Annotated in this window: 20 protein-coding genes; 5 read left to right on the plus strand and 15 right to left on the minus strand. The window is 67.4% G+C overall.

The genetic code is table 11. The features are described 5' to 3' along the window. Nucleotides 1-74: 74 nt before the first annotated feature. Nucleotides 75-1,142 carry a phospholipase gene (locus QX048_RS20950; RefSeq protein ID WP_315716219.1) on the minus strand — a complete coding sequence of 356 codons (1,068 nt, stop codon included), beginning with the start codon at nt 1,140-1,142 and terminating at the stop codon, nt 75-77. 343 nt (nt 1,143-1,485) lie between these two features. Here QX048_RS20950 and QX048_RS20955 point away from each other — a divergent pair, with 343 nt between their 5' ends. Beyond that, nucleotides 1,486-3,417, plus strand: coding sequence for a calcium-binding protein (locus QX048_RS20955; protein WP_316176295.1), 1,932 nt, complete (start codon nt 1,486-1,488; stop codon nt 3,415-3,417). Nucleotides 3,418-3,436: 19 nt separating this feature from the next. Here the strand turns inward: QX048_RS20955 and QX048_RS20960 are convergent, their stop codons facing one another. The 6 genes from QX048_RS20960 to QX048_RS20985 all read right to left on the minus strand — a co-directional run bounded on the left by QX048_RS20960 (nt 3,437) and on the right by QX048_RS20985 (nt 9,427). Further along, complete coding sequence (locus QX048_RS20960) at nt 3,437-4,408, minus strand: S1C family serine protease (protein WP_315716217.1); 972 nt, start codon at nt 4,406-4,408, stop codon at nt 3,437-3,439. A gap of 157 nt (nt 4,409-4,565) precedes the next feature. Further along, the gene (locus QX048_RS20965) at nt 4,566-4,871 is read right to left on the minus strand and encodes a hypothetical protein (RefSeq protein WP_315754336.1); all 306 of its coding nucleotides are present in this window, start codon (nt 4,869-4,871) and stop codon (nt 4,566-4,568) included. Beyond that, complete coding sequence (locus QX048_RS20970; protein WP_315754338.1) at nt 4,855-5,958, minus strand: hypothetical protein; 1,104 nt, start codon at nt 5,956-5,958, stop codon at nt 4,855-4,857. The genes QX048_RS20965 and QX048_RS20970 overlap by 17 nt, the downstream gene beginning before the upstream one ends. Next, complete coding sequence (locus QX048_RS20975) at nt 5,955-6,398, minus strand: DUF4383 domain-containing protein (RefSeq protein ID WP_315716214.1); 444 nt, start codon at nt 6,396-6,398, stop codon at nt 5,955-5,957. The genes QX048_RS20970 and QX048_RS20975 overlap by 4 nt, the downstream gene beginning before the upstream one ends. After that, complete coding sequence (locus QX048_RS20980; RefSeq protein ID WP_316176294.1) at nt 6,395-7,840, minus strand: FAD-binding oxidoreductase; 1,446 nt, start codon at nt 7,838-7,840, stop codon at nt 6,395-6,397. The genes QX048_RS20975 and QX048_RS20980 overlap by 4 nt, the downstream gene beginning before the upstream one ends. A gap of 69 nt (nt 7,841-7,909) precedes the next feature. Next, nucleotides 7,910-9,427, minus strand: coding sequence for an AMP-binding protein (locus QX048_RS20985; protein WP_315754342.1), 1,518 nt, complete (start codon nt 9,425-9,427; stop codon nt 7,910-7,912). Nucleotides 9,428-9,777: 350 nt separating this feature from the next. On the opposite strand from QX048_RS20985, the gene QX048_RS20990 reads away from it, so the two are divergent. Then, a complete protein-coding gene (locus QX048_RS20990) occupies nt 9,778-10,182 on the plus strand; it encodes a four-helix bundle copper-binding protein (protein WP_315754344.1) in 405 nt (134 codons plus the stop codon). Between the two features lie 136 nt (nt 10,183-10,318). Here the strand turns inward: QX048_RS20990 and QX048_RS20995 are convergent, their stop codons facing one another. Continuing rightward, on the minus strand, nt 10,319-10,489 hold the full coding sequence (locus QX048_RS20995) for a Flp family type IVb pilin (protein WP_284418181.1): 171 nt from the start codon (nt 10,487-10,489) through the stop codon (nt 10,319-10,321). 160 nt (nt 10,490-10,649) lie between these two features. Further along, nucleotides 10,650-12,194 carry a winged helix-turn-helix domain-containing protein gene (locus tag QX048_RS21000; RefSeq protein ID WP_315826745.1) on the minus strand — a complete coding sequence of 515 codons (1,545 nt, stop codon included), beginning with the start codon at nt 12,192-12,194 and terminating at the stop codon, nt 10,650-10,652. 146 nt (nt 12,195-12,340) lie between these two features. On the opposite strand from QX048_RS21000, the gene QX048_RS21005 reads away from it, so the two are divergent. Then, entirely contained in the window at nt 12,341-13,390 is a 1,050-nt protein-coding gene (locus QX048_RS21005) for an alpha/beta hydrolase (protein WP_315826604.1), read from the plus strand. Between the two features lie 11 nt (nt 13,391-13,401). Here the strand turns inward: QX048_RS21005 and QX048_RS21010 are convergent, their stop codons facing one another. Then, a complete protein-coding gene (locus tag QX048_RS21010) occupies nt 13,402-13,974 on the minus strand; it encodes a GNAT family N-acetyltransferase (protein ID WP_315754349.1) in 573 nt (190 codons plus the stop codon). A 324-nt stretch (nt 13,975-14,298) separates the two neighbouring features. Between QX048_RS21010 and QX048_RS21015 the strand changes: the two genes are divergently transcribed. Both QX048_RS21015 and QX048_RS21020 read left to right on the plus strand, forming a co-directional pair. Continuing rightward, the gene (locus QX048_RS21015; protein ID WP_315826605.1) at nt 14,299-15,810 is read left to right on the plus strand and encodes a hypothetical protein; all 1,512 of its coding nucleotides are present in this window, start codon (nt 14,299-14,301) and stop codon (nt 15,808-15,810) included. Continuing rightward, on the plus strand, nt 15,807-17,303 hold the full coding sequence (locus QX048_RS21020; RefSeq protein WP_315826606.1) for a hypothetical protein: 1,497 nt from the start codon (nt 15,807-15,809) through the stop codon (nt 17,301-17,303). The genes QX048_RS21015 and QX048_RS21020 overlap by 4 nt, the downstream gene beginning before the upstream one ends. A 6-nt stretch (nt 17,304-17,309) precedes the next feature. On the opposite strand, the gene QX048_RS21025 is transcribed toward QX048_RS21020, so the two are convergent. The 5 genes from QX048_RS21025 to QX048_RS21045 all read right to left on the minus strand — a co-directional run bounded on the left by QX048_RS21025 (nt 17,310) and on the right by QX048_RS21045 (nt 22,561). Next, a complete protein-coding gene (locus QX048_RS21025; protein WP_315826607.1) occupies nt 17,310-18,569 on the minus strand; it encodes an Hsp70 family protein in 1,260 nt (419 codons plus the stop codon). Between the two features lie 170 nt (nt 18,570-18,739). Continuing rightward, nucleotides 18,740-19,363, minus strand: coding sequence for a peptide chain release factor H (prfH, locus tag QX048_RS21030; protein WP_315826608.1), 624 nt, complete (start codon nt 19,361-19,363; stop codon nt 18,740-18,742). Beyond that, entirely contained in the window at nt 19,360-20,499 is a 1,140-nt protein-coding gene (locus QX048_RS21035; protein ID WP_315826609.1) for an RNA ligase RtcB family protein, read from the minus strand. The genes prfH and QX048_RS21035 overlap by 4 nt, the downstream gene beginning before the upstream one ends. 448 nt (nt 20,500-20,947) lie before the next feature. After that, nucleotides 20,948-21,400: a hypothetical protein gene (locus QX048_RS21040; RefSeq protein ID WP_315826610.1), complete on the minus strand. Its 453-nt coding sequence runs from the start codon at nt 21,398-21,400 to the stop codon at nt 20,948-20,950. A gap of 177 nt (nt 21,401-21,577) precedes the next feature. Then, nucleotides 21,578-22,561, minus strand: coding sequence for a phosphotransferase enzyme family protein (locus QX048_RS21045; RefSeq protein WP_315826611.1), 984 nt, complete (start codon nt 22,559-22,561; stop codon nt 21,578-21,580). Nucleotides 22,562-23,385 lie beyond the last annotated feature (824 nt).

A 23,385-nucleotide genomic window follows, 5' to 3' on the forward strand; every position in this document is an offset into this window, starting at 1 on the left:
CAATGCGGACAAAATCCGCCGACATTGTGTCGGCGGCATTGCCGATCAGCCATCTCTTAGCAAGGGAATCAAGCTCAGCGCATCAGCCAGCGCAGCAGCTCGACATTCGCCTCGCGCGGATAGCAGTGGCTGAGATCGTCGATCTCGCGATAGGCGACGTTGGCGCCGGCCTTGGCCAGGGCGTCCGCCGTATGCCGCGCGATCTCGACCGGAAACATCCAGTCGAGCCGGCCGTGCACGATCTGGATCGGCAGGCCGCGCAGACGGTCCCGGTCGGCGATCTCGGCCATCAGCGGATGGAACGTCGCGGCCACCGGCGCAAGATGCGTGAACGGCGAGCCTGCGGCCAGTCCGCTGACGTAGCAGAACGTGCCGCCGTCGCTCATCCCGGTCAGGAGCATGCGGGCGGGATCGATCGCGACGCGACTGCGGACGAGGTCGAGAATGCGCAGGAGGTTCGGCGTATCGGCGTCGTCGCCCATCAGCGCCCAGGTCGGTCCTGCCGCGGTGGGGGCAACCAGGATCGCGCCGAGGCTGCGCGCGGCGCGCAGCCAGCTCCAGAGAAAGTCGCGGCCGTTGCCGCTGCCGCCATGCAGCGCCATGACCAGCGGCCAGTCTCGGTCCGCCGTGTAGTATTCCGGCACATACAGCGAAAAGCCGCCGCGATTGCCGATCTCGTTATGGTCGTGAAACACGGTGTCCTTGCCTGCAGAGGACGCGGCCAGCAGCTGGCGCAGCCCGTCGTCACCGTCGACGGCGGGATCGAGGAAGAATTCGCTCAGCGGCGGCAGCGTCGCGGCCAATGGAAACAGCGCCTCGAGTGCGCGGGGCAATTGACGGAGGGCCCTGAACACGTCGACCAGGTCGCCCTCGCCGCGCTGAACGGCGCGCAGGCCGGCAAACGACATCAGCGCTGCGTCCGCTGCGGTGTCGAAGGCGATACGGATATGGGCGAAGTCCGCCGGCCACGACGTGAGATGAATCCGCGCCGTGTGCAGCACCTGCTCGGGATCGCCGACGTCAGCCATCACGCGATCGAAATCCGGCGGGTTCAGGTAGCGTGCAACGTGGGACAGGGCTTCGAGCGTCTGCAGCAGTGGCGGCAACACGATGAGAATGTCATCCACCACGGCATCCGTCATGCAGGTCTCCTTGATACGCGATACGCGGGGCTGGCCGTCTCGTCTGCTTGCCGGTCATGCAACGCAAAATCGGGCGTCCGGGCAATGACCATTTTCCGAACGCGTGTTCGCTCCGCGAAGCCGCAATCTCGCGATGCGGCTCCTGCAAGTCAACACGGTCCGGACGCTGCCGTCGCGCGCGGCAGGTGAGTCGCGCGCGAATACACGCGCAGACGATAGTTGATTGACAAAATTCGGGCGCGATGTCGCACTTGGTGAGAGCCGGCGGCGCGGCGGAGGGTTCCTCGTGGATCACCGCCCTGGGTCAAAACTGCCGATCGGTTGCCGAGGGGGGATTCGCATCATGACCAAATCGCCGTCGGCCGCGTTGATCAACGCGGTGCTCGCCATGGACGTCTACAACAGGGGCGTCAACCCGACGCTCGTGGTCAATTTCAACCGTATCGGGAGCTATGAGCTGGTGGCGGCGAGCGTGACCTCGACCGCCGACAATTTCGAGGCCGCGACCTACCAGCTCGCGGGCGATCCATCGACACGGATCATTTCGTTTCGCGGCACCGACAGTCTCGCCGACGTGCCATCGTGGCTTGGCGGTGCCGGTCTGGCCGGCTGGCCGACGCAGTTCCCGGATGCGGAGTCCTACTACAAGACATGGGCGACATCGAACGTCTCGCTGACCGGACATTCGCTCGGCGGCGGACTTGCCGGCTACATCGCGGCGCTCAACGACAAGGTGGCCTATGCGTATGACGCGATGCCGTTCGAATTCGCGGCTGAGGTCCGCTACGACCAGTTGCACGGCTTCTGGGGCGCGCTGATGTCGCACCCGGTCGACCGCTATTCCGACATTCACATGGTCTCCCTGTCCGGCGAGATCCTGCAATATGTGCGGGCTGCGGCGCCGGTGCTGGAAGCGCCGCTGGCGCTGCTGCAGCTCGGACCGGTCGCCGGCGCGCTCGCCATCGCCCATGCTGCGATCGGCATCTCGTCCGAGCAGAAGACCGTGCTCGGCGCGGGCACGGATCTCGGTCTGGATCCGGTCAGCCTGCACTCGATCGCGCTGCTGACGATGATGCAGTGGGCGAGCGACAACGGTGCCCAGGATTGGAAGAAGGCGGCGGCTGTGCTGCTGGCGCCGCTGGAGGATGACGCGATTGCTTCGGCCGTCGGCATTCCCGCGGCCGGTGTGAGCGGCGAAGGCGCGCCGTCCGACAAGATGAAGGACATGATCGCCTATTCGACGGTGACCGACGCCAGCGGCTACGGCAACAGCGCCGTGCAGGCCCTGTTCAACGGCGGTGGCGTGCTCGGCAACAGCGTCAGCGCCGACACTGCGGCGACCTACCTGAAGAACGGCGGGGTCGAGAAGGCGCTGGCCGAGATCGTGGTGGAATATTCGGCACTGCTGGCGCAGAACCACGACGAGGTCGCGGCGACGCCGGGCGTGATCGGCCATGAGCACGGCATCCTTTATCAGGACACGGCCAACAACCTGCTGGTCGCGGATCTGTCGTCCGACCTGTGGTCGCGCGCCGACACCGGATCGGCTGTCGACGTCCTGGGCAAGCTCGCGCTGATCGATGCTGTCGCGAGTTTCGACAGTGAGGACGCTGGCCTGGTCGACCTGGCGATCGGCGTGCTCTGGGGCGGCAAGACCGACAATCTCGACTGGCTCAGCGCAGCCTTGAGCGACGCGGCGACCACGGTCGCGGTCGATCCGGTGCCGGGCGCGATCATTGCTGCGTCCGACGGTGCGCTGCTGATCGCGGGCGGCGGCAACGACACGCTGTTCGGCACCGCCAATGACGACCTGCTGATCGGCGGCGGCGGCAGCGACGTGCTCAAGGGCGGGGCCGGCGACAACATCCTGGTCGGCGGCGTCGGCGCCACCTACGTCTATGCGCAAGGCGACGGCAACGACGTCATCATCAACGGCGTAGCGTCGCTGTCGAAGCCGACCGGCACGCTCGATTTCGGAACGACCTACACGGCCGACAATTTCTGGTTCGTCAAATCGGGCAACGATCTGGAGATCGACATTCTCGGCACCCATCAGCAGGTCACCGTCGCCGACTGGTTCCTTGGCGGCTCCTATCAGCTGCAGGAGATCAAGGCCGGCGGTCTCGAGATCGATACCCAGGTTTCGCAACTCGTGCAGGCCATGGCGACCTACGCCCAGGCGCATCCGGGTTTCGATCCCACGGTGGCATCACAGTTGCCGACGGATGCGCAACTGCACGACCAGATCGCTGCGGCCTGGCACGTCAACGCGTGAACGCAGGCCCGCGGCCGCCTCAGTGCAGCCGCGGCGCCTTGAGCAGCTTGGCGCGGTCGGTCGAGGCGATGGTGACGTCGAAGGTGACGCCCTCATGGTGCACCGTCAGCGGCACGTCGACGCCGGCTGCGCCGAGCGCCCAGAGCTTGCGATAGAACTCGCTCTGGCTCGTCACCTTGTCGCCGTTGATGCCGAGGATCACGTCGCCCGCCTTGAGCTCGGCGCGGGCCGCCGGGCCGTTGTCGGAGACGCCGATCACGACGACGCGATCGTCGACCTCCGTCGCGTACATGCCGAGCCAGGGGCGTGCCGGCTTGTTGACACGGCCGAAGCGCCTGAGATCATCGATGATCGGCTTCAACAGGTCGATCGGCACGATCATGTTGACGTGCTCGTCCTTGCTGTCGCGCTCGCGCTCCAACTGCAGCGACCCGATGCCGATCAGTTCGCCCTTGGCCGAGAGCAGGCCGGTGCCGCCCCAATTCGGATGGGCGGGGTGGGTGAAGATCGCCTCGTCCAGCAGATATTCCCAATAGCCGGCGAATTCCTGCTTGGCGATGATCTGGCTCGCGACCGATCGCGTGCGTCCGCCGGCGCCGCCGAGCACGACATGATCGCCGACCTTGGTTGCCGCCGACGAGCCGAGCGGCAGCGCCGGCAGGTCGAGCGATCCGAGCGCCTGCACCAGGCCGAAGCCGGTCGTGAAGTCGAACCCGAGCACATGGCCCTCGACCACGCGTCCGTCATTGGGGTGCAGCCAGACGGATTCGGCCTCGGTGATCAGGTAGCCGATGGTCAGCACCAGCCCGTCGTCGATGACGACGGCATTGCCGGCACGTTCGGTCCCCAGCGTTTCCGCGCTGAAGGCGTCGGACGGAATGATGGCATGCAGGCCCACGATCGAGGACAGGGCTTGATCGAGATCATATTGATAGTCTTCGGCGCGAGGCTGGAAGGCGGACGGCACTTTCCATTCGGTCAAAGAAGGCATTTCGTTCTCCTGCTCTGTCGATACCCCCGGGTGCATCGACCAAGCTTCTGCTTCGTGTCGCGTGACGGCCACAGCGTGAACGCGAGCTTAACATCTTTGGCCGGCTGCGCCAGTTCCGCCGGCTCCGCATCGGCGTCGGGAGGAACTGGCTTCCCAACTACCCGCGGCCGCAGCCCCTGCCGATCACGGGCCAGACCAGCCACGCTCCGGCAGCATACAGGCTGCCGACAGTCGTGGCTCCGGTTTTGGCCGCGATGTGGAAACGTCCGGCATCGAGCAAGGCTCCATCGGAGGCGACGATCGCCGAGATCATACGGTCGGACGGGCCGAACACGACCACCGCATCCGGCTTGATCACCAGGGCCATGGCAGCCATGCCCGCAAACCAGACGAGGGCAACGGCCAGCACGCCCTTCAAGGGAAGGGCGCGGGACGGGGGATGCCGGTCAATAGTCGTAGGCATGCTCGAACGTATATCCCGCGGCTTCGAAACGGCCGATGTCCTGAACCAAAGACCGGACCGGTACGTCGACGCCGATGCGACGGGCACCGGGGCGCGACTGGATCGGGACACTGAATATAGGCAGCCCATCGAAAGCTGCCAGCCGTCCGTCGCCCGGAGGGACCACGATCGTGACCAGGATACGATGATTGCCTGCGATTTCGCCGAACGCGGCGCCGTCATGACGGCCGAGCTCCTTGGCGAAGGAATCGAACTTGGCGTAGCGCTCGGTCTCCACCAGCACGCCCTTCATGCCTTTGGAGTCCGTGACCTCGCGGATCACCTTCACGCCCGGAATGGCTGCAAGCTCGGCGGCAGGCAGGCCGGTGACGACGCTCTGGATGGTCAGCACGGCCGGATCGTAGCCCGCCACATAGCCGATGACGGCCGCATAGGCGGCGCGCCCGGCATATTGCAGGCTGAGCGAGACGCGCCGCTCCACGGCGCGGAACGATGGCACGAAGGGCGTCTCGCGCCAGAACTGATCGAGCTTGGCGACGAAGGGATACCGATACCAGGGTGTCTGATACAGGAACGCAGCGTAGTCCTTCAGCAGGGCAAGGTTGAAGGCGTCCTCCGCGGTCTTGACGCCGTCCGTGGTCTCCCAGCTGATCGCCCCGATGCTCTTCTCGTAAGCGCCCTGGAGCGCCATCTCGGCGGTGAAGCTGAAGCCGATGATGTAGTTCGTCAGCTTCTGCTCCGAGGTAGCGGGACCGGAGCCTGCGGCCTGGCGCGTGGCCCGGCACAGGCTGCGCCAGAAGCCGGAGACGCTCGATAGATAGTGGAAGTCGGACTCCGAGGCCTGCCCGGTCACCGCAGCGAGGTCGGCATAGGCGTGGACGATGTACCATTCAGGAAAGGTCAGGAAGCTGTCACCCTGTGATCGCGCATATGCGGGATCGGTGATGCCGAAGTAGGAGGTCACCATCGGGGTCGGGACGTCGGCCACGCAGACCGTCTCGACGCTGATCACGGTGGCGGCAACGCCGATCGCCGCGGCTGCCAAAACGACGCCGAGAAGATACAGCGCTTTACGACGCAGGCTCATGCGAGGGCAGCCTGTCTACGCCACGGCGACCAGCCGACCGCGATGCCGATCGCGCCGAGTGCGAGATGCGGCAGGCTGGAGAGGACCTTCACCAGCCACGAGGTGTCGCGGATGCCGTCGATGACGATCGAGAGGTCGAGATAGCCCGAGCCGGTGAACACGCCCATCACGCCGTCGAGGAAATACAGCGAGCCGAACACGCGCAGGAAGAACACCGCGCTGCGGCGGGTCAGCATCGCCGCCAGCGCCCACAGGCCGGAGGCGACATGCAGCGCATCCTTGTAGATGTCGAGCTGGAACAGGCCGAACACGCGGCCCTGCGCATCGATAAAGGTCGGGATGTAGTCGGTCGCGGCGGCGAACAGGAGCGCCATGGCGAGCGCCAGCGCGGCGATGCGATAGCGGTCCAATGCGAAGCCATCTGCTGCTGATGTATTCATGCGAAATAGGCGTCCCACATCGCGTTGCGGAACAGGAGGTTCGGATCATACTGCCGCTTGGCGGCGACGAAACGCGCGGCCGCCGGATAGGCCTTCTCGACCTGGTCGCGGCGCGCGTGCAGACGATAGGGCAGATAGAACGCGCCGCCAATCGCCGTGATGCGGTCGATCAGCGCTTCCGTCGTCCGCAGCATGTCGATCTCGCCTTCGGGCGAGGTCGCCTGCGAGAACGACATGACGGCCGCGATCCGGCGCACCGGTGCGATCGTGAGCGCGGGTGTCTTGTCCTCGGCGACGTAGCGCAGGGTGACGTTGAGGAATTCGGCGCGCGCCTTGGGAATGATGTCGCGGCAGGCGCTGAGGAACTCGCCGAACCGCTCCGGCGCGACGAAATATTCGTGCAGGATGTCGGTGCGGTGCATGTCCTTCTGCGCCAGATTGGCGACCGGCTCGGCCATCAGCGAGTTGCGGGTGTAGCGACTGTCGGAGATGGCGGGGCCGAGCCGGGTCTCCATGAACCACCGCAGGCCCTTGGCGACCTCCCATCCGGTCTGGGCGCGATAGATCGTGTTGGCGACGCCGGTGAGCTTGCCGGAGCTGACTGCCGCGGGCAGGGTCGCCGGAGCATCGGGGGCGGGGCGGAAGGTGACGAGCAGGGCGTCGTCGAAGAACGCCTTGCGGGACACCGACATCCGGCCATAGGCCATCTTCACATTGGCGTCGCCGTCGATGTTGCGTGTGAACTGCTCGGCGAATTTCTCCGGCGCCATGCGCTCGAAGCGCGGCTCGAGCAGCAGGTTCGGCACCATCTCGACCTCGAGATCGACGACGATGCCGAACAGGCCGTAGCCACCCATCGCGAGCCCGAACAGCTCGGCATTCTCGTTGCGCGAGCACTGCACCAAGGTGCCGTCGGCGAGCAGCATGCGGATCGATTTCACCGTGGAGCCGAACGGGCCATACGGCACCGGCCAGCCATGGGCATTGACGCAGAACGTGCTGCCGACGCCGAAATCGCTGTTGGACTGCATCACGGCCGGCGAGAAGCCTTTGGGATCGAGCGCGGCGATCACGTCCCACCAGCGGTTGCCGGCCGCGGTGCGATAGGTCTTCGCCGCCGTGTCGAGCTCGATCGCGCCGCCGTCGAGCGTGATCGCCGTGCCGTCGCGCGGCAGGCTCTGGCCGCCCATCGAATGCCGGGCCACGGCCGCGGTCACCGGGCGTTTCGCCGCGGCCGCCTCCTTGAGCTCGGCGCGCAGCCGCGCGATCAGGTCGTCGGTCGTGGGCTTGCTGATCACCACATGCCTGGCGACCGGCGTCGGGTTGAGCCGGCTGGCGTCGTTGAGGATGGTGCGCAGCTCGGCCCGCGCCCGCGGCATCCGCGCCAAGGGCAGCGCCGCGGCCGTACCCGCGGCGCGCAGAAACCGTCGTCTCGACATCATGGCGCGGACTCTCCTTCCCTTCACGGAGTCTACGCCAGCATCGTAAACGTTCGAAAAATTTCCGTGCCGTCAGTCTGCCGCCGGGCGCGCCCGCGTGGGCACGAGACGGAAGTCGCGGCCATCCTTCACCCACTCCGCGCGCTCGTCGCGCAGCAAGGTGCGGCGCACCTTGCCGGAATCGTCGCGCAGCATGACGTCGACCAGCTCGTAGCTTTCGGGGTGCTTGTAGCGGCTGAGCCGGTCGGCAAGGAACGCGCTCATGCCGTCGACGATTCCCTGCGCATTCCTGGAGCGGTCGATCTCCACGATCGCATGCACGCGCTGGCCAAGCTCTGGATCGGGCAGGCCGACCACGACGCAGGAGCGGATGTCGGGATGCGCCATCAGCGCCGCCTCGACCTCGGCCGGATAGATGTTGGCGCCGCCGCGCAGGATCATGTCGGCGAGGCGATCGCCGAGATAGAGATAGCCGTCGGCATCGAGCCGGCCGATGTCACCGAGCGACTCCCAGCCGTCGGCGCGGCGCTTCGGCTCGGCGCCGAGATAGTGATAGGTGCTGCCGGGACCATCCGCAGGCAGGAAGTAGATCTCGCCACTTTCGCCCGGCGCGACGTCATTGCCTTGGGGATCGAGGATGCGCAGTTTGCAGGACTCGTCGATCTTGCCGACCGAGCCCTTGTGCTGCAGCCATTCGGTGCCGGAGATGATGGTGCGGCCCTGGCGCTCGGTGCCGCCATAGAGCTCGTAGACGCGCTCGGGCCCGAGCCACTCGATCCATCTTTCCTTGAGCCATGGCGGCATCGGCGCGGCCATGTGGAACACCATCTTCAGGCTCGACAGATCGTAGCTGTTGCGGACCGCCTCCGGCAGCGCCCAGATCCGGTGCATCATCGTCGGCACGAAGTTGACCCACTGAATGTGCTGCGTCTGGATCAGCCGCAGCGTCTCTTCGGCGTCGAACTTCACCATCCCGGTCAGGCTGCCGCCGGCGAACAGCGCGTAATGCGACACGATGAAGGGCGCGTTGTGATAGAGTGGGCCGGGATTGAGCAGCGATGCGCCCTTCGGAATGCCGAGCGGCGGCTCGGCGGCGGTGTCGGTTACCGCAGGCTGGTGATCGAGGATCACCTTCGGCCGTCCGGTCGAGCCGCCCGAGGTCATTGCTTTCCAATAGCGCGACACCGGCGCGGCGAGCGGCGCGTCGGAAAAGCCCTCGGGCGTGAAATCGGCCGGCAGCGCGTTCGGCGCATTCCAGTCGGCCTCGCCGCCGACCACCAGTGACGGCTTGAGGATCTCGAGCACCGCGGCGGCCTCGCCGCGCGGCAGCCGCCACGACAGCGACGTCGGCGTCGCGCCGCATTTCCACACCGCGAAGCTGGTCTCGAACAGCGCATTGCCGTTGGGCAGGCCGATCGCGACGAAGTCGCCGGGCTTGACGCCCTTGGCCGCGAAGGCGCGCGCACGCGCATTGGCGCGGCGCTCGAGCTGCTCCCAGGTCAGGACATCGGTGCCGTGCCGGAGCGCGACGCTGTCCCCGGGTTTGCGCTCCGCATACCAGCGCGGCACGTCGGCCATCGGAATCAGCATCCATTCCTCCGTATCGTCGGCTGCCTCGCACGGGCGCCCATTCTTGGTCCGCGGCTTTGGCCGCCGACGTCAGTGATGAGAGGTGTTGTGCCTCAACCGAACCGGGTCGTCCATACGCGCGCGCCGCCAGGTTTCGGATGGCAGTTCTGCGAAATGGCGCTGATGAGCCTGAGGCAGGACTGAAAGGCTGGAAGCCGTGACGCCAGGCGGACTGATAATTCCGTCACGCGGATCGTAAGACGATCGGGGTCGCGCCACGGGAACAGGTCAGGCACCGAACGGCGCGGCGATAAGAACCTTTGCAGCCGATCTTCATTGTCGCTCGCGGGGGCCAACGGACAGGAGCTCCCATGCACGCTCAACAGATGATCGAAACCCACCCGCACGTCCGCGGTCGAGTTGACGACGCACTCGTCCGCTGCATCGAGGAGTGCTACTCCTGCGCTCAGATCTGCACCTCCTGCGTCGATGCGTGTCTCGGAGAGAATAGCGTCGCCAGGCTGACGCAGTGCATCCGGCTCAATCTCGATTGCGCCGACGTCTGCAACGTCACCGGCCGTCTTGCCACGCGGCGCACGGGCTCCGACCAGGAGATGATCAGCCGCATGCTCGAGGCCTGCGCGGCGGCGTGCCGGCTATGTGCCGAGGAGTGCGATAAGCACGCCAAGATGCATGCCCATTGCCGGATCTGCGCCGAGTCCTGCCGGCGCTGCATGAACGCGTGCGAGGAGGCTGGACGCAGCACGACCCATTGATAGGTCGGTTGCGGCGCCGCTCCATCGAAGAATGGAGCTCATCAAGAGACAAAGGCCGGGCGCGAGGCCCGGCCAGTCCGACCATGGCGACCGGATTGCTCCGGTCCTGAGAACGCCATCGCAGACAATCGATCGATCAGCCGCCGTTCAGCTTCGTGGTCAGGGTCGTGAAGATGCCTTCCAGGGTGAGTCCGAGCTTGTTGAGTATGGTGATGATCGCAAGCGCGATGCCGGCCGCAATCAGGCCGTACTCGATCGCGGTTGCGCCCGATTCATCCTCGTAAAATTTGAGAAGCAATTTCTTCATCAATTCCCTCCGCCGCCCGGCGATATGACCGCCGAACGATGCCCGCGAAACTACGGAATGGAACCTAAGGTAGTATGAACGAGGTCTAGCCAAGTTTCGCAACTTTGCCGTTTATGTCGAAAATCTCAGTTGCAACACGGTCTACTGCACGCGAACGGGATCATGGCGGCACACCGGCTGCGCGCAGTGCCTCCGCGTAGGTTGTGGCGAGCGTCCCGGCCGGAAACGGGATCCGTTCGAGGAACTCGGACACGGTGAGATGCGGTTCGAGGCTCAGAAGCTGACGCGCGACCTCGCCGGCGCGCGACATCTCTCCGGTCCTGACCAGGGCCACGATCAGGACGCGGAGCGCGACGGCGAAACGCCGGTTCTGCGCCAGCGCGATCTCCGCCCATTGAACGGCGCCAGCGAGATCGTCCTCGGCCACCGCACAGATCGCCAGCGCTCCGGCTGCGAACCAGCCCCGCGGATCGCGCGGGTTCAGCCGCCGCGCCCGTTCGATCATCGCGCGTCCCGCAGCCGTGTGTCCGGCCATGATCTCGATCCAGCCGCTCAAGGTCAGCGCCATCGCCGAGTTCGGGTTGATGGCAAGCGAGCGGCGGAATAGCTCCCGTGCTGGGGCGATGTCCTCGGCCATGTTCCAGATCGCGAAGGCCGCCATCCACAGCACCTGCGCGTCACCGGGCGCATGCTCGCACGCCTGCCACGCCCGCGCCACGGCGGCCGTGCGATAGGTCTCGTCCGGCGCGCTCCAGCCCTGGAAGTGGCGCAGCGCCTGGCAATAGGCCCAAGCCGCCATCGCGGGCGCGCAGGCGGGATCGATCGCCAGCGCCTGGTCCAGACACGCGGTCGCCGCCGCGAGGCTGTCGGACGTGAAGGCGTCGCGCAGGCTGGCGGCGCGCAGCAGCAGATCGTAGGCGTCCGGAAGCGGCGGCGTGGCGCGGCGGCGCTCGCCTTCCGCCAGCTCGAGCGTCGGCTCGATCGCCGCCACGATGCTCTCGGTGATGCGGTCCTGCAGCGCGAACACATCGTCCAGCTGGCCGTCGAAGCGCTCCGCCCACAGATGCGCGCCGGACGCCGCATCGATCAGCTGCCCGTTGATGCGCAGGCGGGACCCAGCGCGGCGCACGCTGCCTTCGAGAACGTAGCCGACGCCGAGCTCGCGTCCGACCGTGCGGATATCGACGGCCTTGCCCTTGTAGATGAAGGAGGAGTTGCGGGCGATCACAGCGAGGCCGCTGCAACGGGATAGCGCGGTGATGATGTCCTCGGCCATCCCGTCGGCGAAATAGTCCTGCTCGGGATCGCCGCTCATGTTGGTGAAGGGCAGCACGGCGATGGCGGGGCCGTCGAAGGCGGGTGCGGCTGATACGGCCGGCGTCTGCACCGCGTCGGCCTGCTCACGGACCGCCCCGACGAAGCGGACGCCCTTGCGCGGAATGGTGCGGATCAGCCGCTGCGCCTCGCCGCTGTCGCCGATCGCGCTCCGCGCCGCGCTGATGCGGCTCGCCAGCGTCGCCTCGGAGACGATGCGGCCGCCCCACACCTCGGCGAGGATGTCGTCGCGGCTGACGACGCGGTCGCGCGTCCTGATCAGGAACGCGAGCAGGTCGAACACCTGCGGCTCCATCGCGACCAGGTCGTCGCCGCGGCGCAGCTCGCGGCGGCCGGGATCGAGCACGAAATCGTCGAAGCAATATACCACAGGCACCGTCCTGGCCGCCGGTTTCACCTTCGCGTCACGCGATCCGCAAAATCAAGCCGGCCTCAAGGAAAAATCAATGCCTCCTCCAAGCGCCGCGCGGGCGCAAGGCGCACAACGACCGCACCTCGGAACCAGGAGCCTCCGCCATGCCGACCATCCTTCACGCCAGCCGCCGCCGTTTCCTCACCCTTGCCGGAACCGCCGTTGCGGCCTTTCAACTCGGCTCCAGCGCCGGGCAGGCGCAGAGCTTCAAGTCGGCGTCGAAGCTGCCGGCGATCCGGCCGGGGGCTGGGACGTCGCTCGGACCGATCAAGCAGGTCGAGGCCGGCGAGATCAGCATCGGCTATGCCGAGACAGGTCCGGCCGACGGCCCCGTCGTCATCCTGCTGCACGGCTGGCCGTACGACATCCACAGCTTCGCCGACGTCGCGCCGGCGCTGGCCGCGTCCGGCCATCGCGTCATCATTCCGCATCTGCGCGGCTACGGCACGACGCGGCTGCTGTCGCCGACCGTGTTGCGCAGCGGTCAGCCGGTTGCCGTCGCCGCCGACATCGTCGCGCTGATGGACGCGCTTTCGATCAGGACCGCGACCCTCGCCGGCTATGACTGGGGCGCGCGCACCGCCAACATCATCGCGGCGCTGTGGCCGGAGCGGTGCAAGGCGATGGTCTCGGTCAGCGGCTATCTGATCGGCAGCCAGCAGGCCGGCCGCATGCCGCTGCCGCCGGCCGCCGAGCTGCAATGGTGGTACCAGTTCTACTTCGCGACCGAGCGCGGCCGCGAGGGCTACGACAAGAACCGGCGCGACTTCGCCAGGCTGATCTGGCAGACGGCCTCGCCGAAATGGGCGTTCGACGACGCCACGTTCGCGCGCAGCGCCGCCGCCTTCGACAATCCCGATCACGTCGACATCGTCGTGCACAACTATCGCTGGCGGCTCGGCCTCGCGCAGGGTGAGGCGAAATACGATGCGCTGGAGGCGAGGCTCGCGACCTTTCCCGACATCACCGTGCCCACCATCACGATGGAGGGCGATGCCAACGGCGCGCCGCATCCAGCGCCCGAGGCCTACGCCAGGAAGTTCACCGGCCGCTACGAGCACCGGCTGATCACTGGCGGCATCGGCCACAACCTGCCGCAGGAAGCGCCGCAGGCGTTTGCGCAGGCGGTGCTCGACGTGACGACGAGCGCGTAGCGCCGACGATCTCAGGCGGGAGCGCGTTGCTTTTCTCGGCGTTGCAGCCACGTCTCCCGCCGCACGATCCATTGCTCGGAGCGGGTCTCGCCATTGTGGTGCGCGACCTCGATGAAGCCGACGAACTCGGCGCCCGTCTTCTGCTTGACCCGCCGTGATGCGATGTTGCTCGCGACGTTGCAGACGGTGAACTGATCGAGCCCGAGCGGACCGAAGGCGAAGTCGTTCACGGCGGCGATCGCCTCGCTCATCAGCCCTCGATTCCAATAGGGCTCAGCGAGCCAGAAGCCGCGATGGCCCTTCATCGACTCCATGCGCGGCCGGAAGTGAATATTGCCGATGGCCTCGCCGTCACCGTCGCGCAGCGCCAGCACCCATTGATACAGCTCCTCGCCGGCCGCGATCCTGTCGAGCTGCAGCCTGACGAAGGTCTCGGCGCCGTCGGGAGGATAGGGCCACGGCACGACGGCCGCGAGGTTGCGGATGACGTTCCAGTTGTCGAACTGACGCTGGATCGCCGGCGCATCGGCGAGGGCCAGCGGCCGCAGGATCAGACGGGCGGTATGCAACGTGGGCGTGAGCATGACGCCATGCTGTCGTTTACCAAGCTCGTTTGCAAGCCGGGGTTGCTACGCCGTCTAACTCGCATGTCATTGATACTTCGCATCGCGCTCCGCCATTAAGGTTGCCAGGAACTTTCACGCCCGGACTGGAGCCCGATACTTCCACAACGTTGCATTGCAGTGCATGAATCGAGCACACGCGGCCTGCACGAATGCAGCGCGCGTACAACCGTCGCAGGAAACTGCGCCGGCTCGGGCTCAGGGTTGCGCCCGAACGTCAACCATTCGCTTGCCGCGAGATCATCACGCAGATCTTGGGCTGGCGCGATTCGGGGTGTCGTGGATATGAACCGCAAAGCGGCGGATCGTCAGTTACGTCGTCTGCAGGCAGAGCAGAGCTTCGATCCGCGCACATGGCGCGATCGGCAGCTCGGCCGGGCCGCGCCGTTCTACGGCTCGGAGCTGTTCCAGCTCGGCTGCCCGCCGCTGGCGTCGTTCATCGCCGCGTTCCTCGGCTGTCTGATGACCCTGCATCTGAGTGCAACCGGGCTGTCGCCGCTGATTGCCTCGGCCGCGGCGGCTTTGCTGCTGTGCGCCTCGCTGATCCTGACACGGACCGCGGATCTGGTGCCGAGCACGTTCTTCTCATCGGCCTATGGCGGCAGCTTCGTCGGCATGACTCCCGTGGCGCTGTTGAACGCAAGCGTCATTCGCGCCGGTCTGCCGCTCGACGCCGCCTTCGTTCTGCTCTCGCTGTTCTGTGGACTGGTGTTCTGTCTGGGCTGTGCGCTCGACATGTGGCTGCGCGGGGGGCTCGCGCGCGGCTATGGCGGACGACTGGGCGCGCTGGCGGCGGTCGCTTCGTTCCTGTTCGTCGGTCTCGCGCCGCTGCTCGGCGCCGAGGGCGAGCTGTTTCCGATCGCGCGCCGCGGCGCGCTGGAGCAGGGGCTCGGCGGCACCGCGCTCACCTTCGCGTTGTGCACGGTCGGCATGCTGGCGACGATGGCCGCCTTGCGCTGGGCGCCCGTGGCTGGGTCGCGCCGCGCGGTACGCATCTTCGTTGCGGCGACGGTGGCCTTTGCCGGCCTCGTGGTGCTGCAGCTTCTGCCCAGCAAGGCCCCTGATCTCGACGCCTATTCCGCCGGTTGCTTCGTCGGCATGTCGTCGTTGCGGCGGCTCCGCAGCCTGCCGCAGGCGATGGCCGCGGTGGTGCTGCTGACGTGCCTGCTGATCCTCACCGGTCCCATCCTGCCGAGCGTCGGCGGCAGCCTCGGATACATCGCCTTCGTCTCGGTCATTTTCGTGGATGCTGCGGTTCGTCTGTTCGTCGAGGCAGGCGAATCGCCGTGGCAGACCGTCCTCGCCTGGACGCGGGGATTCGTCGCCACACTCGCTATCTTCGCGGTGCTGCTCACCAGCGAGCTGATGTTTCAGCCGCCGGCGGCGGAGCCCAACGGTCCGTTGGTGAACGCGGACAAAGCCGCTGCGCCGGCGCGGACCACGATGACCTCACACGACGAGGATCGGCGCGACGGCACGGCGCCCGGCGAGCCGGCCTCGGCCGCTGACACAGCGCCGGATCTGCCGCTTCAGATCCTTGATCCGGGGGGCGCCAATCCGCTCGCCCCGCGGCCCTCGAGTGAGCCGGTCCAGGAGTCCGCGTCGCCCGCGTCCGCGGAGCCGTCCCGGCGGATCGGTCGCGATGGTCGGCCAGCGGGCGTGCTGGCTGCGCGGCTGAAGCGCCAACAGGCACGGGTGGTGCCGCACGCGACGGCGCGACCGCGCATCGTGGCCCGCCATGAGGTGCAGCCCGCGCCGGAGTGGCGGCCGGACCCATCGACGTTGGCGGGGCCGTGACAGCGGACCGCGATGGCGCGCTCGACCGGCCGTCCGAGCCCGGCTCTCGCCGCTGGCCGCGCCGGTCGCTGAATGTCGTGCCGCTGGCCTCGTTCGCCGGCGCTTTTCTCGGTTGTCTGGCGACGCTGCACCTGTGCACGTCGGGCCTGTCCCCGGCGCTCGCGTCGGTCACCGCCACCCTGCTGCTCTGCGCTGGCCTGATCACGGCAAGAACCAGAGATCTGCTGCCGACGACCTTCTCCTCCTCGGTCTATGGCGGCAGCTTCAGCGGGATGACGCCGATCGTTGCGTTGAGCGAGAGCGTGGCGCGGTCGGGGCTTCCGGTCGATAGGTCCTTCCTGCTGCTGTCGCTGTTTTGCGGCCTCGTGTTCTGCAGCGTCTGCGCGATCGAAATGCGGCTGCGCGTCGTGCTGTTGCGCGGCTATGGCGGCCGCTTCGGCGCGCTCGCGGCGATCGGCTCGTTTCTGTTCCTCAGCCTCGCGCCGCTGCTCGGCGCCGACGGCGCACCGGTGCGCGTCGCCAGCCTTCAGGGCTTCGACAGGGGTCTCAATCATTCGGTGCTCATGTTGGCGCTGTGCGGCGTCGGAATGGTCGCAACGATGGTGGCGCTGAGGCTGCCGCGGGTTGCGGCCGCAGGGCGGCCGGCGCGCATCTTCGTCTCGGCAGCACTGGCCTGTGCCGGTCTCGTCATCCTGCAGCAGCTCGCGCCGGACGATGCCCGCCTGTCCGACGCGTATTTTGCCGGTTGTTTCGTCGGCATGTCGTCGCCGCAGCGTTTGCGGGGTGTCGTCCAGACGCTGGTCGCCGCGGTAGCGCTGACCGCGTTGCTGGTCCAGGCGGCGGCGGTTCTGCCAAGCGTCGGCGGCAGCCTCGGCTTCGCAGCCTTCGTCGCGGTGGTCGGCGTCGATGCCGGCCGCCGGATGATCAGCCGCGCGGCGCTGCCGCCCGAGCGTCCTGCGCGGATCTCGCTCGGCAGAAGCCTCGCCGCCGCACTCGCGATTGCGGGCGTGCTGCTGCCGAATGACATGTTCCGGTCGGGGCCGGTCGAGGAGACCACGGGATCGATCGTGCAGGCGGAGAGGCCGCCTCAACCTGAGCCCGCCGTTCCAGCCGAGCCTGTTGCGGCCGAGCCGGCCGTGGCGGCAGTCCCGATCGAAATGCCCGCCGATGCGTCGCCGGCCGCCGAGACGACATCCGACGTAGTCCGTCCGGTCGCGCGGCCGGTGCCAAGCGAGCCGCCGCGGCGGCGCCGCGCCAGCCGGCCCGCGGTCGTTGCTCCGCAATCGCGTCCGATCGATCCCGAACCCTGGCGCATCATCCGCGACGGACAGCAGGTGGGTGCAGGAACGGCGGCGACCGGCTCGCCGCCGGCTCGGGCCAAGCGCAGCCAAGCCCGCGTTCCCGGATCAGCACCGGCCGCGCCGCGCGCCGCGCCACGGCCCCGGACGCCCCGGGTGCAGGATCCGCAGCCTTCGGCGTCGGAACCGCGCTGAGCAGGCTCAGCCGAACTTGCGCCGCGCGTCGAGCGCGAGCCCGATGCCGACGCTGCCGAGCAGGTCGGTCTCGGCGATGCGCGCCGCCGGAAACAGCGCTAGGATTGCCTGACGCAGCGCCGGCACCATGCTCGAGCCGCCGGTGAGGAAGATGGTGTTGATGGCAGCGGCCCCGACGCCGGCATCGTCGAGCAGCTTCGTCACCGTGCCGACGACGCGCTCGACGGAATCGGCGATGGCGCGGTCGAAGTCCTTGCGCGTGAAGCGGATGCGCGCCCAGTCGTCCTTCTCCGACAGCACCGAGGTCAGCGACTTGGCCGCGGTCAGCGCGATCTTCGCCTGCTCGACGCCGATCGCGAGCGTATGGCCGCGATGCTCCTCCACCACCTTGATGAAGCGGTCGACCAGATCGCGCCGCTCGGCCTCGTAGCGGATCTGCCGCAGCTCGCCGATCACGCCCCTCTTGTAGAGCTGGTTGATGCGGTGCCAGGTGGCGAGCTCGTGATAGTACAGCGTCGGCAGGTTGCGCTTGCCGTCGGCGGTCAGGCTGCCGTAGCCGAGATGCGGCATCACGCTTTTCAGGCTGAGCAGCCGGTCGAAATCGGTGCCGCCGATGTGGATGCCGCCATTGGCGAGAATGTCGTCATCGCGCTGCGTCTTGCTGCGCCGCTCGGGCGAGACGCGCACGATCGAGAAGTCCGAGGTGCCGCCGCCGATGTCGACGATCAGCACCAGCTCCTCGCGGGCGACCTGCTGCTCGTAGTCGAGCGCGGCGGCGATCGGCTCGTATTGGAACGCGATGTGCTTGAAACCCTGGTCCCGCGCGATGCCCTCCAGCGCGCTCTGCGCCTCCGCGTCGGCCGCATCATCCTTGTCGACGAAGCGGACGGGACGGCCGAGCACGACCTGATTGATCTCCCTGCCGAGCCGCGTCTCGATCCGCGTCTTCAGATGCGCGAAGAAGAAGCCGAGGATACCGGCAAACGGCACCGCCTTCTGCCGGATATAGGTCTTCTCGTGAATCAGCGCGGTGCCGAGGATGCTCTTCAGCGCGCGCATGAAGCGGCCGTCGTGGCCGGTCAGATAGCGCTCGATCGCGCTGCGCCCGAACTGGGTGCCGTGATCCTCGAAATCGAAGAACATCGCACTCGGCAAGGTCCGCTGCTCGCCCTCCAGGGGGATGAGCTCTGCGGAGGCGGAATTGCTGAGGCCGACCGTGGTGTTCGAAGTGCCGAAGTCGATGCCACAATGGGCCGCTGCCGCCATGCTCGTCTCGTTTCCGTCCGGGGGGGCGGTCCGCTTAGCCGTTCGGCGGTGCGATGTCATCCGCCAATGTGCGGAGCGGCGCGCATGGCAGTCGTCTGGCGGAGAGATGACTGTGCATCCTGCCTGTCGAAGGTGCAGCCGGGGGCGCTGACGCCCCCGCTGTCCGGTGATCATCCCGCCGGCCTGAATGCCGGTCCCTCGAAGCGCAGCCCGGCTGCGCCACGTTCGACGCGGTCATGCGCCGCGTGGATGAGGCGCGCCTCGCCGGCGTCCGCTAGGCGCCCGCGGCCGTCCAGCAATGCGGCGAGACGCGCGAGCGCCAGCGCCTTGTTGCGATGCTGGGAGCGGCCGTCGCGCGCGATCGCGACCAGTCCCGTCGGCACGTGAACCGCGCGCACCGCGCTCTCGGTCTTGTTCTGGTGCTGGCCGCCGGGCCCGCCGGCACGGAAGCTCTCGAACCGGACGTCGGTGGCCGCCAACGCCGCCATCCGCTCCGACAGGGGCAGATCGACGATGCCGACGAACCAGTTCTTGCGGCCGTGATGCGGCCGCAGCGGACTGCGGCACACCCAGAGCAGCGAGCCCTGCGTCCAGCGCCGCGCGAGGTCGGCCGCCGTCGGCCCGTCCAGCACGACGATCGCGCTGGCCGGCCCATGCCCGTCGATCTGCTCTCGCGCGATCGCGCATTCGCAGTCCGCCGCCTCGGCCTCGTCGGCGAGCCGCTGCAGCGCATGCGCGACCGCGATCCGGCATTCGGCCGGACCGCGGCCCGCCGTGAGGAGCAGCCGTCTCATCGCCGGTCCTCCCTGCGCGGCCGCTGGACGGCGATCTTCTTCACCGTCACCAGCGGGCGGAAGCTGGCGACGACGCGCGCCAGCCCGAATGCTTCGAGATCGGCGATCACGCCGGCGATCGGCTTGTAGGCCTCCGGCGCCTCCTCGGCGAGCAGCGCGCGGTCCTCGCAGATCACGCGGCCGCCGAACGGATTGCGCGCGAGACGCTCGCGATCCGATCGCGTGGCGCCGACACGGCCGATCATCGAGCTCCGGTCGAACTTGCGACCGGCGCCATGCGCGATCGACCACAACGCCTCCTTTGGCGCCGACGCGAGCGGCGCGACCAGATAGGACAGCGCGCCGCGCGAGCCCGGCACGACGACGAGACCCTGGTCGGACGGCGCCGCCCCCTTTCGGTGCAACACGCCGTCTGCACGATGCTCGATGCAATTGTGCGAGCACGCGCAGACCGGATCGGCCTCGCAGCGCAGGGCCGTCGCGGCCCGCTGCGCGATGACCTGCCGGTTCAGCGACGCCCAGCGCAGCGCGTGATCATGTGCTGCGAGATAGGCGTGGCCAGCCTCGCTGTCCGGCGCGAGCGGCTTGAGGCCGTCGGCGATCTGCCGTTCGAGCAGCGCATGGCCGAGGCCGCGCGAGCCCGAATGCACCAGCAGATGAGCGCGGTCGCGATCGATGCCGCAGGACGGATCGAACACCTCCTCGACCGCCTGCAGCTCACAGAAGTGATTGCCTCCGCCGATCGTGCCGAGCGACGCATCGAAGTCGGACGGCGCAAGCTGATGAGCTGCGAGCTCGCTCACGATGTCGCCGTCATAGGGTGTGGCGACGTCGCGCAGCCGGTCGGCCGCCTTGTCGACGCGAATCCGGCGCGAAGCGAGGTCGAGCTGATACAGCGCCATGCCGCAGCCCGCATCGGAGCCGACGAAGGCCGGGTGGATATGGTCGGCGAGGATGGCGCAGCCGACGGGACCGAACTTGCCGGGATGCAGATCCGGCATGCCGGCGACAGCACGCACGCCACAGATGTCAGCCACGGTTTCGAGCTGGCGCGCAGCGGCGCCCTCGATCCAGGAGCTGGACGAGTAGAAGCCGTGGACCGGCGCACGGCCGTCCACGCGATGGGAATTGCCCATGTAAATACCTTGGAGAAAGATAGGGAGAACTGGTCAGGGACGATCAGCGCGCGCGGACGCACGCATGCCAGACCAAACCTCGCCTCACGCGAGGATCAGTCCCGGCGGCTCCTGGCGGAGCAACGGATGATCGCAGTCATCGTCTCTCTCCTGTGCGGCGGAGCCGAATGCTCGACGCCGGAGCGCGTAGTAATCACATCCCGATCATATTGGCAATGTGCGTCATTCAACCGATGTCCCGCTGTGACGTACAGGCCACGGATGCCCCGTCGTTTTCGAGCAGCTCGCTTTCTCTCCGTCATTGCGAGGAGCGCAGCGACGAAGCAATCCAGGGCCCCGCGCACCACACTGGATTCTTCGCCGCGCTCGCACAGAATGGGTGGCATCGAAGATGGACGACGGCGCATCTGCCCGCAGCCGGCAGATCCAGGCACGTGCATCCTCGCGATCAGAACAGCGCGAGGAAATCGCCGAGGAAATAGATGATGGCCACCACGATCAGCGCGCCCATCAGCAAGAAGGAAAGCTGCACGGCGATCGCGCAGCCGCCCAGGGTCGTCGCCATCGCCGCGACGTGCCGCTCCTCGCGACGCAACTGACCCACGACGCCGAGAATGATCGCAAGCAAACCGAGCGAGACCGCGGCCACCGGCAATTGCTGGTGCAGGCGGTCGGTCCAGGACGTCTCGCGCGCCGGCGCCTGGTCGTCGACGCCCTTGATGCGCGCCATCAGGCGCTCCTTCACGCGATGTCCGACATCGACGATGACCTGGTCGATCGGCGGCGGCGGATCGATCACCGGCAGCACCCAATGCGGCAGAACCGCCGCGACCAGAGCAACAAGCCCGATCACGCAACCGATGATGCCCAGCCGACGTGACTGAACGATCGTGTCTGTCATGGCTCAAAATCTCCGATGCGGGCGTGCTGCGTCTGCTTCGGTCGCGGCGGAAGGATTGCGAAACGTTAATCTCGTCATCGTCACCGCGGAAAGGACCCAACCCCCGCAAGCCTGAACGCCTGGATCATGCGTCGGCCGCCGGAGCTCTCCGGTTCAATCCCTCCGATCCGCCCAAGCTCATAGCAAGCGCGTCGCAAGCTGCTGCGCCTCCCAGCCTTCGAGAAATTCCCGCTGCTGCGTGACCCAGCGGACATTCTCGCTACCCCATTCGCGCGAACGGCTGGCCTGCTCGCCCATCAGCCAGAAGTGCCTGACGATCACGAAGGCATGCGCGGCCTCGAAATCAGCGGCCGAGATCGGGCGGACCGAGCGGTAGCCGTCGACGAAGGCGTGCCACGCCGCATGGAAGCGCCGGCCGAACGACAGCTTGGTCCACAGGAACACGGCCAGGTCATAGGCCAGATAGCCGGGACCGCCGTCGTCGAAGTCGAAGAACACGGCCTCGCCGCCGGCGCCGATGCGCGCATTGAAGCCGTGGCAGTCGCCGTGACAATGCGTCCATGTCAGGCCCTCCATCGCCTTGATCCGTGCGGCGGTTCGCTCCGCGATGTCCTGGAGAAAGCGGCCATCATCGGCATCGATCAGACTGCAGAGCTGTTGAACGCGCGCGAGCGGCCGGTGCAGCAGATGGTCGAGGTCCAGAAGATAGAGCGGCGCTTCGGGCCGATAGGACATCGCCGCCGCGTGCACTCGGGCAAGCGTCACGCCATTGGCGCGCGCGTCGCTCTGCGATGCGACCTCCGGGGTCCGTCCCTCGATGGCGTGAAACAGCACGCCTTCGCGGCCGCCTTCCGCCGCCTCGCCGCGTACGAACAGCGCGCCGTCGCGCGCCGGAACCGCCGCGGCCACCGGCACGCCGCAGCGCGCGAGATGTGCGAGGAAGTCGGTCTCGGTGCGGACATCGGCCGGGCCGCGGGCGCGGTGATGCGACAGACGGAAGACGTAGCGTGCGCCCGTTGCGGATGTAATCAGATAGACGTCGTTGAAGCCGCGGTTCATCAGGCGGCACGCGAGCGGCTCTGATAGCGCGTAGTGTGTTGCCACGAAGCGGCCCACGCTCTCGGCGCCGGTCGTGGTGTAGATCGGCTCGAAGTCGGGCACGTCGCGTGTTCCGGATTGTGGAGACGATGGCATCCTAAGCTGCTGCCGTCCGCGGTGAAAGGCGGGACGGGCACGAGCAATCCATCGCATTGGCGTAGGCAGGTTGTACCGGGCTGCCCGTCGGGCAAATCGATCGAGGTGGCGAGCGCAATCTGCCGCTCGTGTCCAGCCCGCCTGCGAAAAATATTCTTGTTTCGCTTTTCCGGAAATCATGCTTATCTCCCGCGCATCCCGCCTCATGCAGAGAGGGGCGTACGCGTCGTCACGATACGCGGGGGCGGGGAGTGGTGGCCGTCGCGAGGTCGGGCGCGTTCGCGCGCAAGACGGCTGATGTCGTGGCGGACGGTCAAGCCGTGTGGTCCTGGCGCCCCGAAGCTGGCGCCAAGCTCGCGATCACGTTCGTGCGTGGTTGCGAGCGACGGGGGCAAACAAGCCGGTCCCCGGGGAGAGCGCGGAGCAGCCGTGAAAACCATCGCGCAGGGAAGGCCGGGTCGCTCCGGCTGAACCTGTGGTTCCTGCCCCGTGCATTTTCTCCGCACGGGGGCCACGGGCCTCGGCCGAGGCTCGGTCTTCCCTGCGCCCTCTCGTTTCGAGAGGAGATCGATCAGCACAGCTCGGGCCCATCGCGCCGCGAGAGCGCGAAGTCATGTCTCGACGCGGCGCATCTCAAGTTGGCCGATGGCCGTGAAGGCGAACGCGCCTCGCGAAGAAGGCCCGGCGGCCGAATGCCGCAGCAGCCGGCCGCGGGCGCGCGCTCCGGATTGACCGGGATCAAGAGCGCTCGCGCTTGCTCCCTTAAGCCCCTACAACTCTGTTGTTCGTTG

This window comes from Bradyrhizobium sp. SZCCHNS30572, assembly GCF_032484415.1.
Lineage (GTDB): Bacteria > Pseudomonadota > Alphaproteobacteria > Rhizobiales > Xanthobacteraceae > Bradyrhizobium.

Bases quoted from the DNA above. Each gene is read 5' to 3' on its own strand.
- QX048_RS21035 (WP_315826609.1), bottom strand. From the start codon at position 20,499: ATGGGCAATTCCCATCGCGTGGACGGCCGTGCGCCGGTCCACGGCTTC.
- QX048_RS20980 (WP_316176294.1), bottom strand. From the start codon at position 7,840: ATGATGTCGAGACGACGGTTTCTGCGCGCCGCGGGTACGGCCGCGGCG.
- QX048_RS20970 (WP_315754338.1), bottom strand. From the start codon at position 5,958: ATGAGCCTGCGTCGTAAAGCGCTGTATCTTCTCGGCGTCGTTTTGGCA.
- QX048_RS21025 (WP_315826607.1), bottom strand. From the start codon at position 18,569: ATGGCGGCAGCGGCCCATTGTGGCATCGACTTCGGCACTTCGAACACC.
- QX048_RS21015 (WP_315826605.1), top strand. From the start codon at position 14,299: ATGAACCGCAAAGCGGCGGATCGTCAGTTACGTCGTCTGCAGGCAGAG.
- QX048_RS20990 (WP_315754344.1), top strand. From the start codon at position 9,778: ATGCACGCTCAACAGATGATCGAAACCCACCCGCACGTCCGCGGTCGA.
- QX048_RS20995 (WP_284418181.1), bottom strand. From the start codon at position 10,489: ATGAAGAAATTGCTTCTCAAATTTTACGAGGATGAATCGGGCGCAACC.
- QX048_RS20955 (WP_316176295.1), top strand. From the start codon at position 1,486: ATGACCAAATCGCCGTCGGCCGCGTTGATCAACGCGGTGCTCGCCATG.
- QX048_RS20960 (WP_315716217.1), bottom strand. From the start codon at position 4,408: ATGCCTTCTTTGACCGAATGGAAAGTGCCGTCCGCCTTCCAGCCTCGC.
- QX048_RS20965 (WP_315754336.1), bottom strand. From the start codon at position 4,871: ATGCCTACGACTATTGACCGGCATCCCCCGTCCCGCGCCCTTCCCTTG.
- prfH (WP_315826608.1), bottom strand. From the start codon at position 19,363: ATGAGACGGCTGCTCCTCACGGCGGGCCGCGGTCCGGCCGAATGCCGG.
- QX048_RS20950 (WP_315716219.1), bottom strand. From the start codon at position 1,142: ATGACGGATGCCGTGGTGGATGACATTCTCATCGTGTTGCCGCCACTG.
- QX048_RS21005 (WP_315826604.1), top strand. From the start codon at position 12,341: ATGCCGACCATCCTTCACGCCAGCCGCCGCCGTTTCCTCACCCTTGCC.
- QX048_RS21040 (WP_315826610.1), bottom strand. From the start codon at position 21,400: ATGACAGACACGATCGTTCAGTCACGTCGGCTGGGCATCATCGGTTGC.
- QX048_RS20975 (WP_315716214.1), bottom strand. From the start codon at position 6,398: ATGAATACATCAGCAGCAGATGGCTTCGCATTGGACCGCTATCGCATC.
- QX048_RS20985 (WP_315754342.1), bottom strand. From the start codon at position 9,427: ATGCTGATTCCGATGGCCGACGTGCCGCGCTGGTATGCGGAGCGCAAA.
- QX048_RS21010 (WP_315754349.1), bottom strand. From the start codon at position 13,974: ATGCTCACGCCCACGTTGCATACCGCCCGTCTGATCCTGCGGCCGCTG.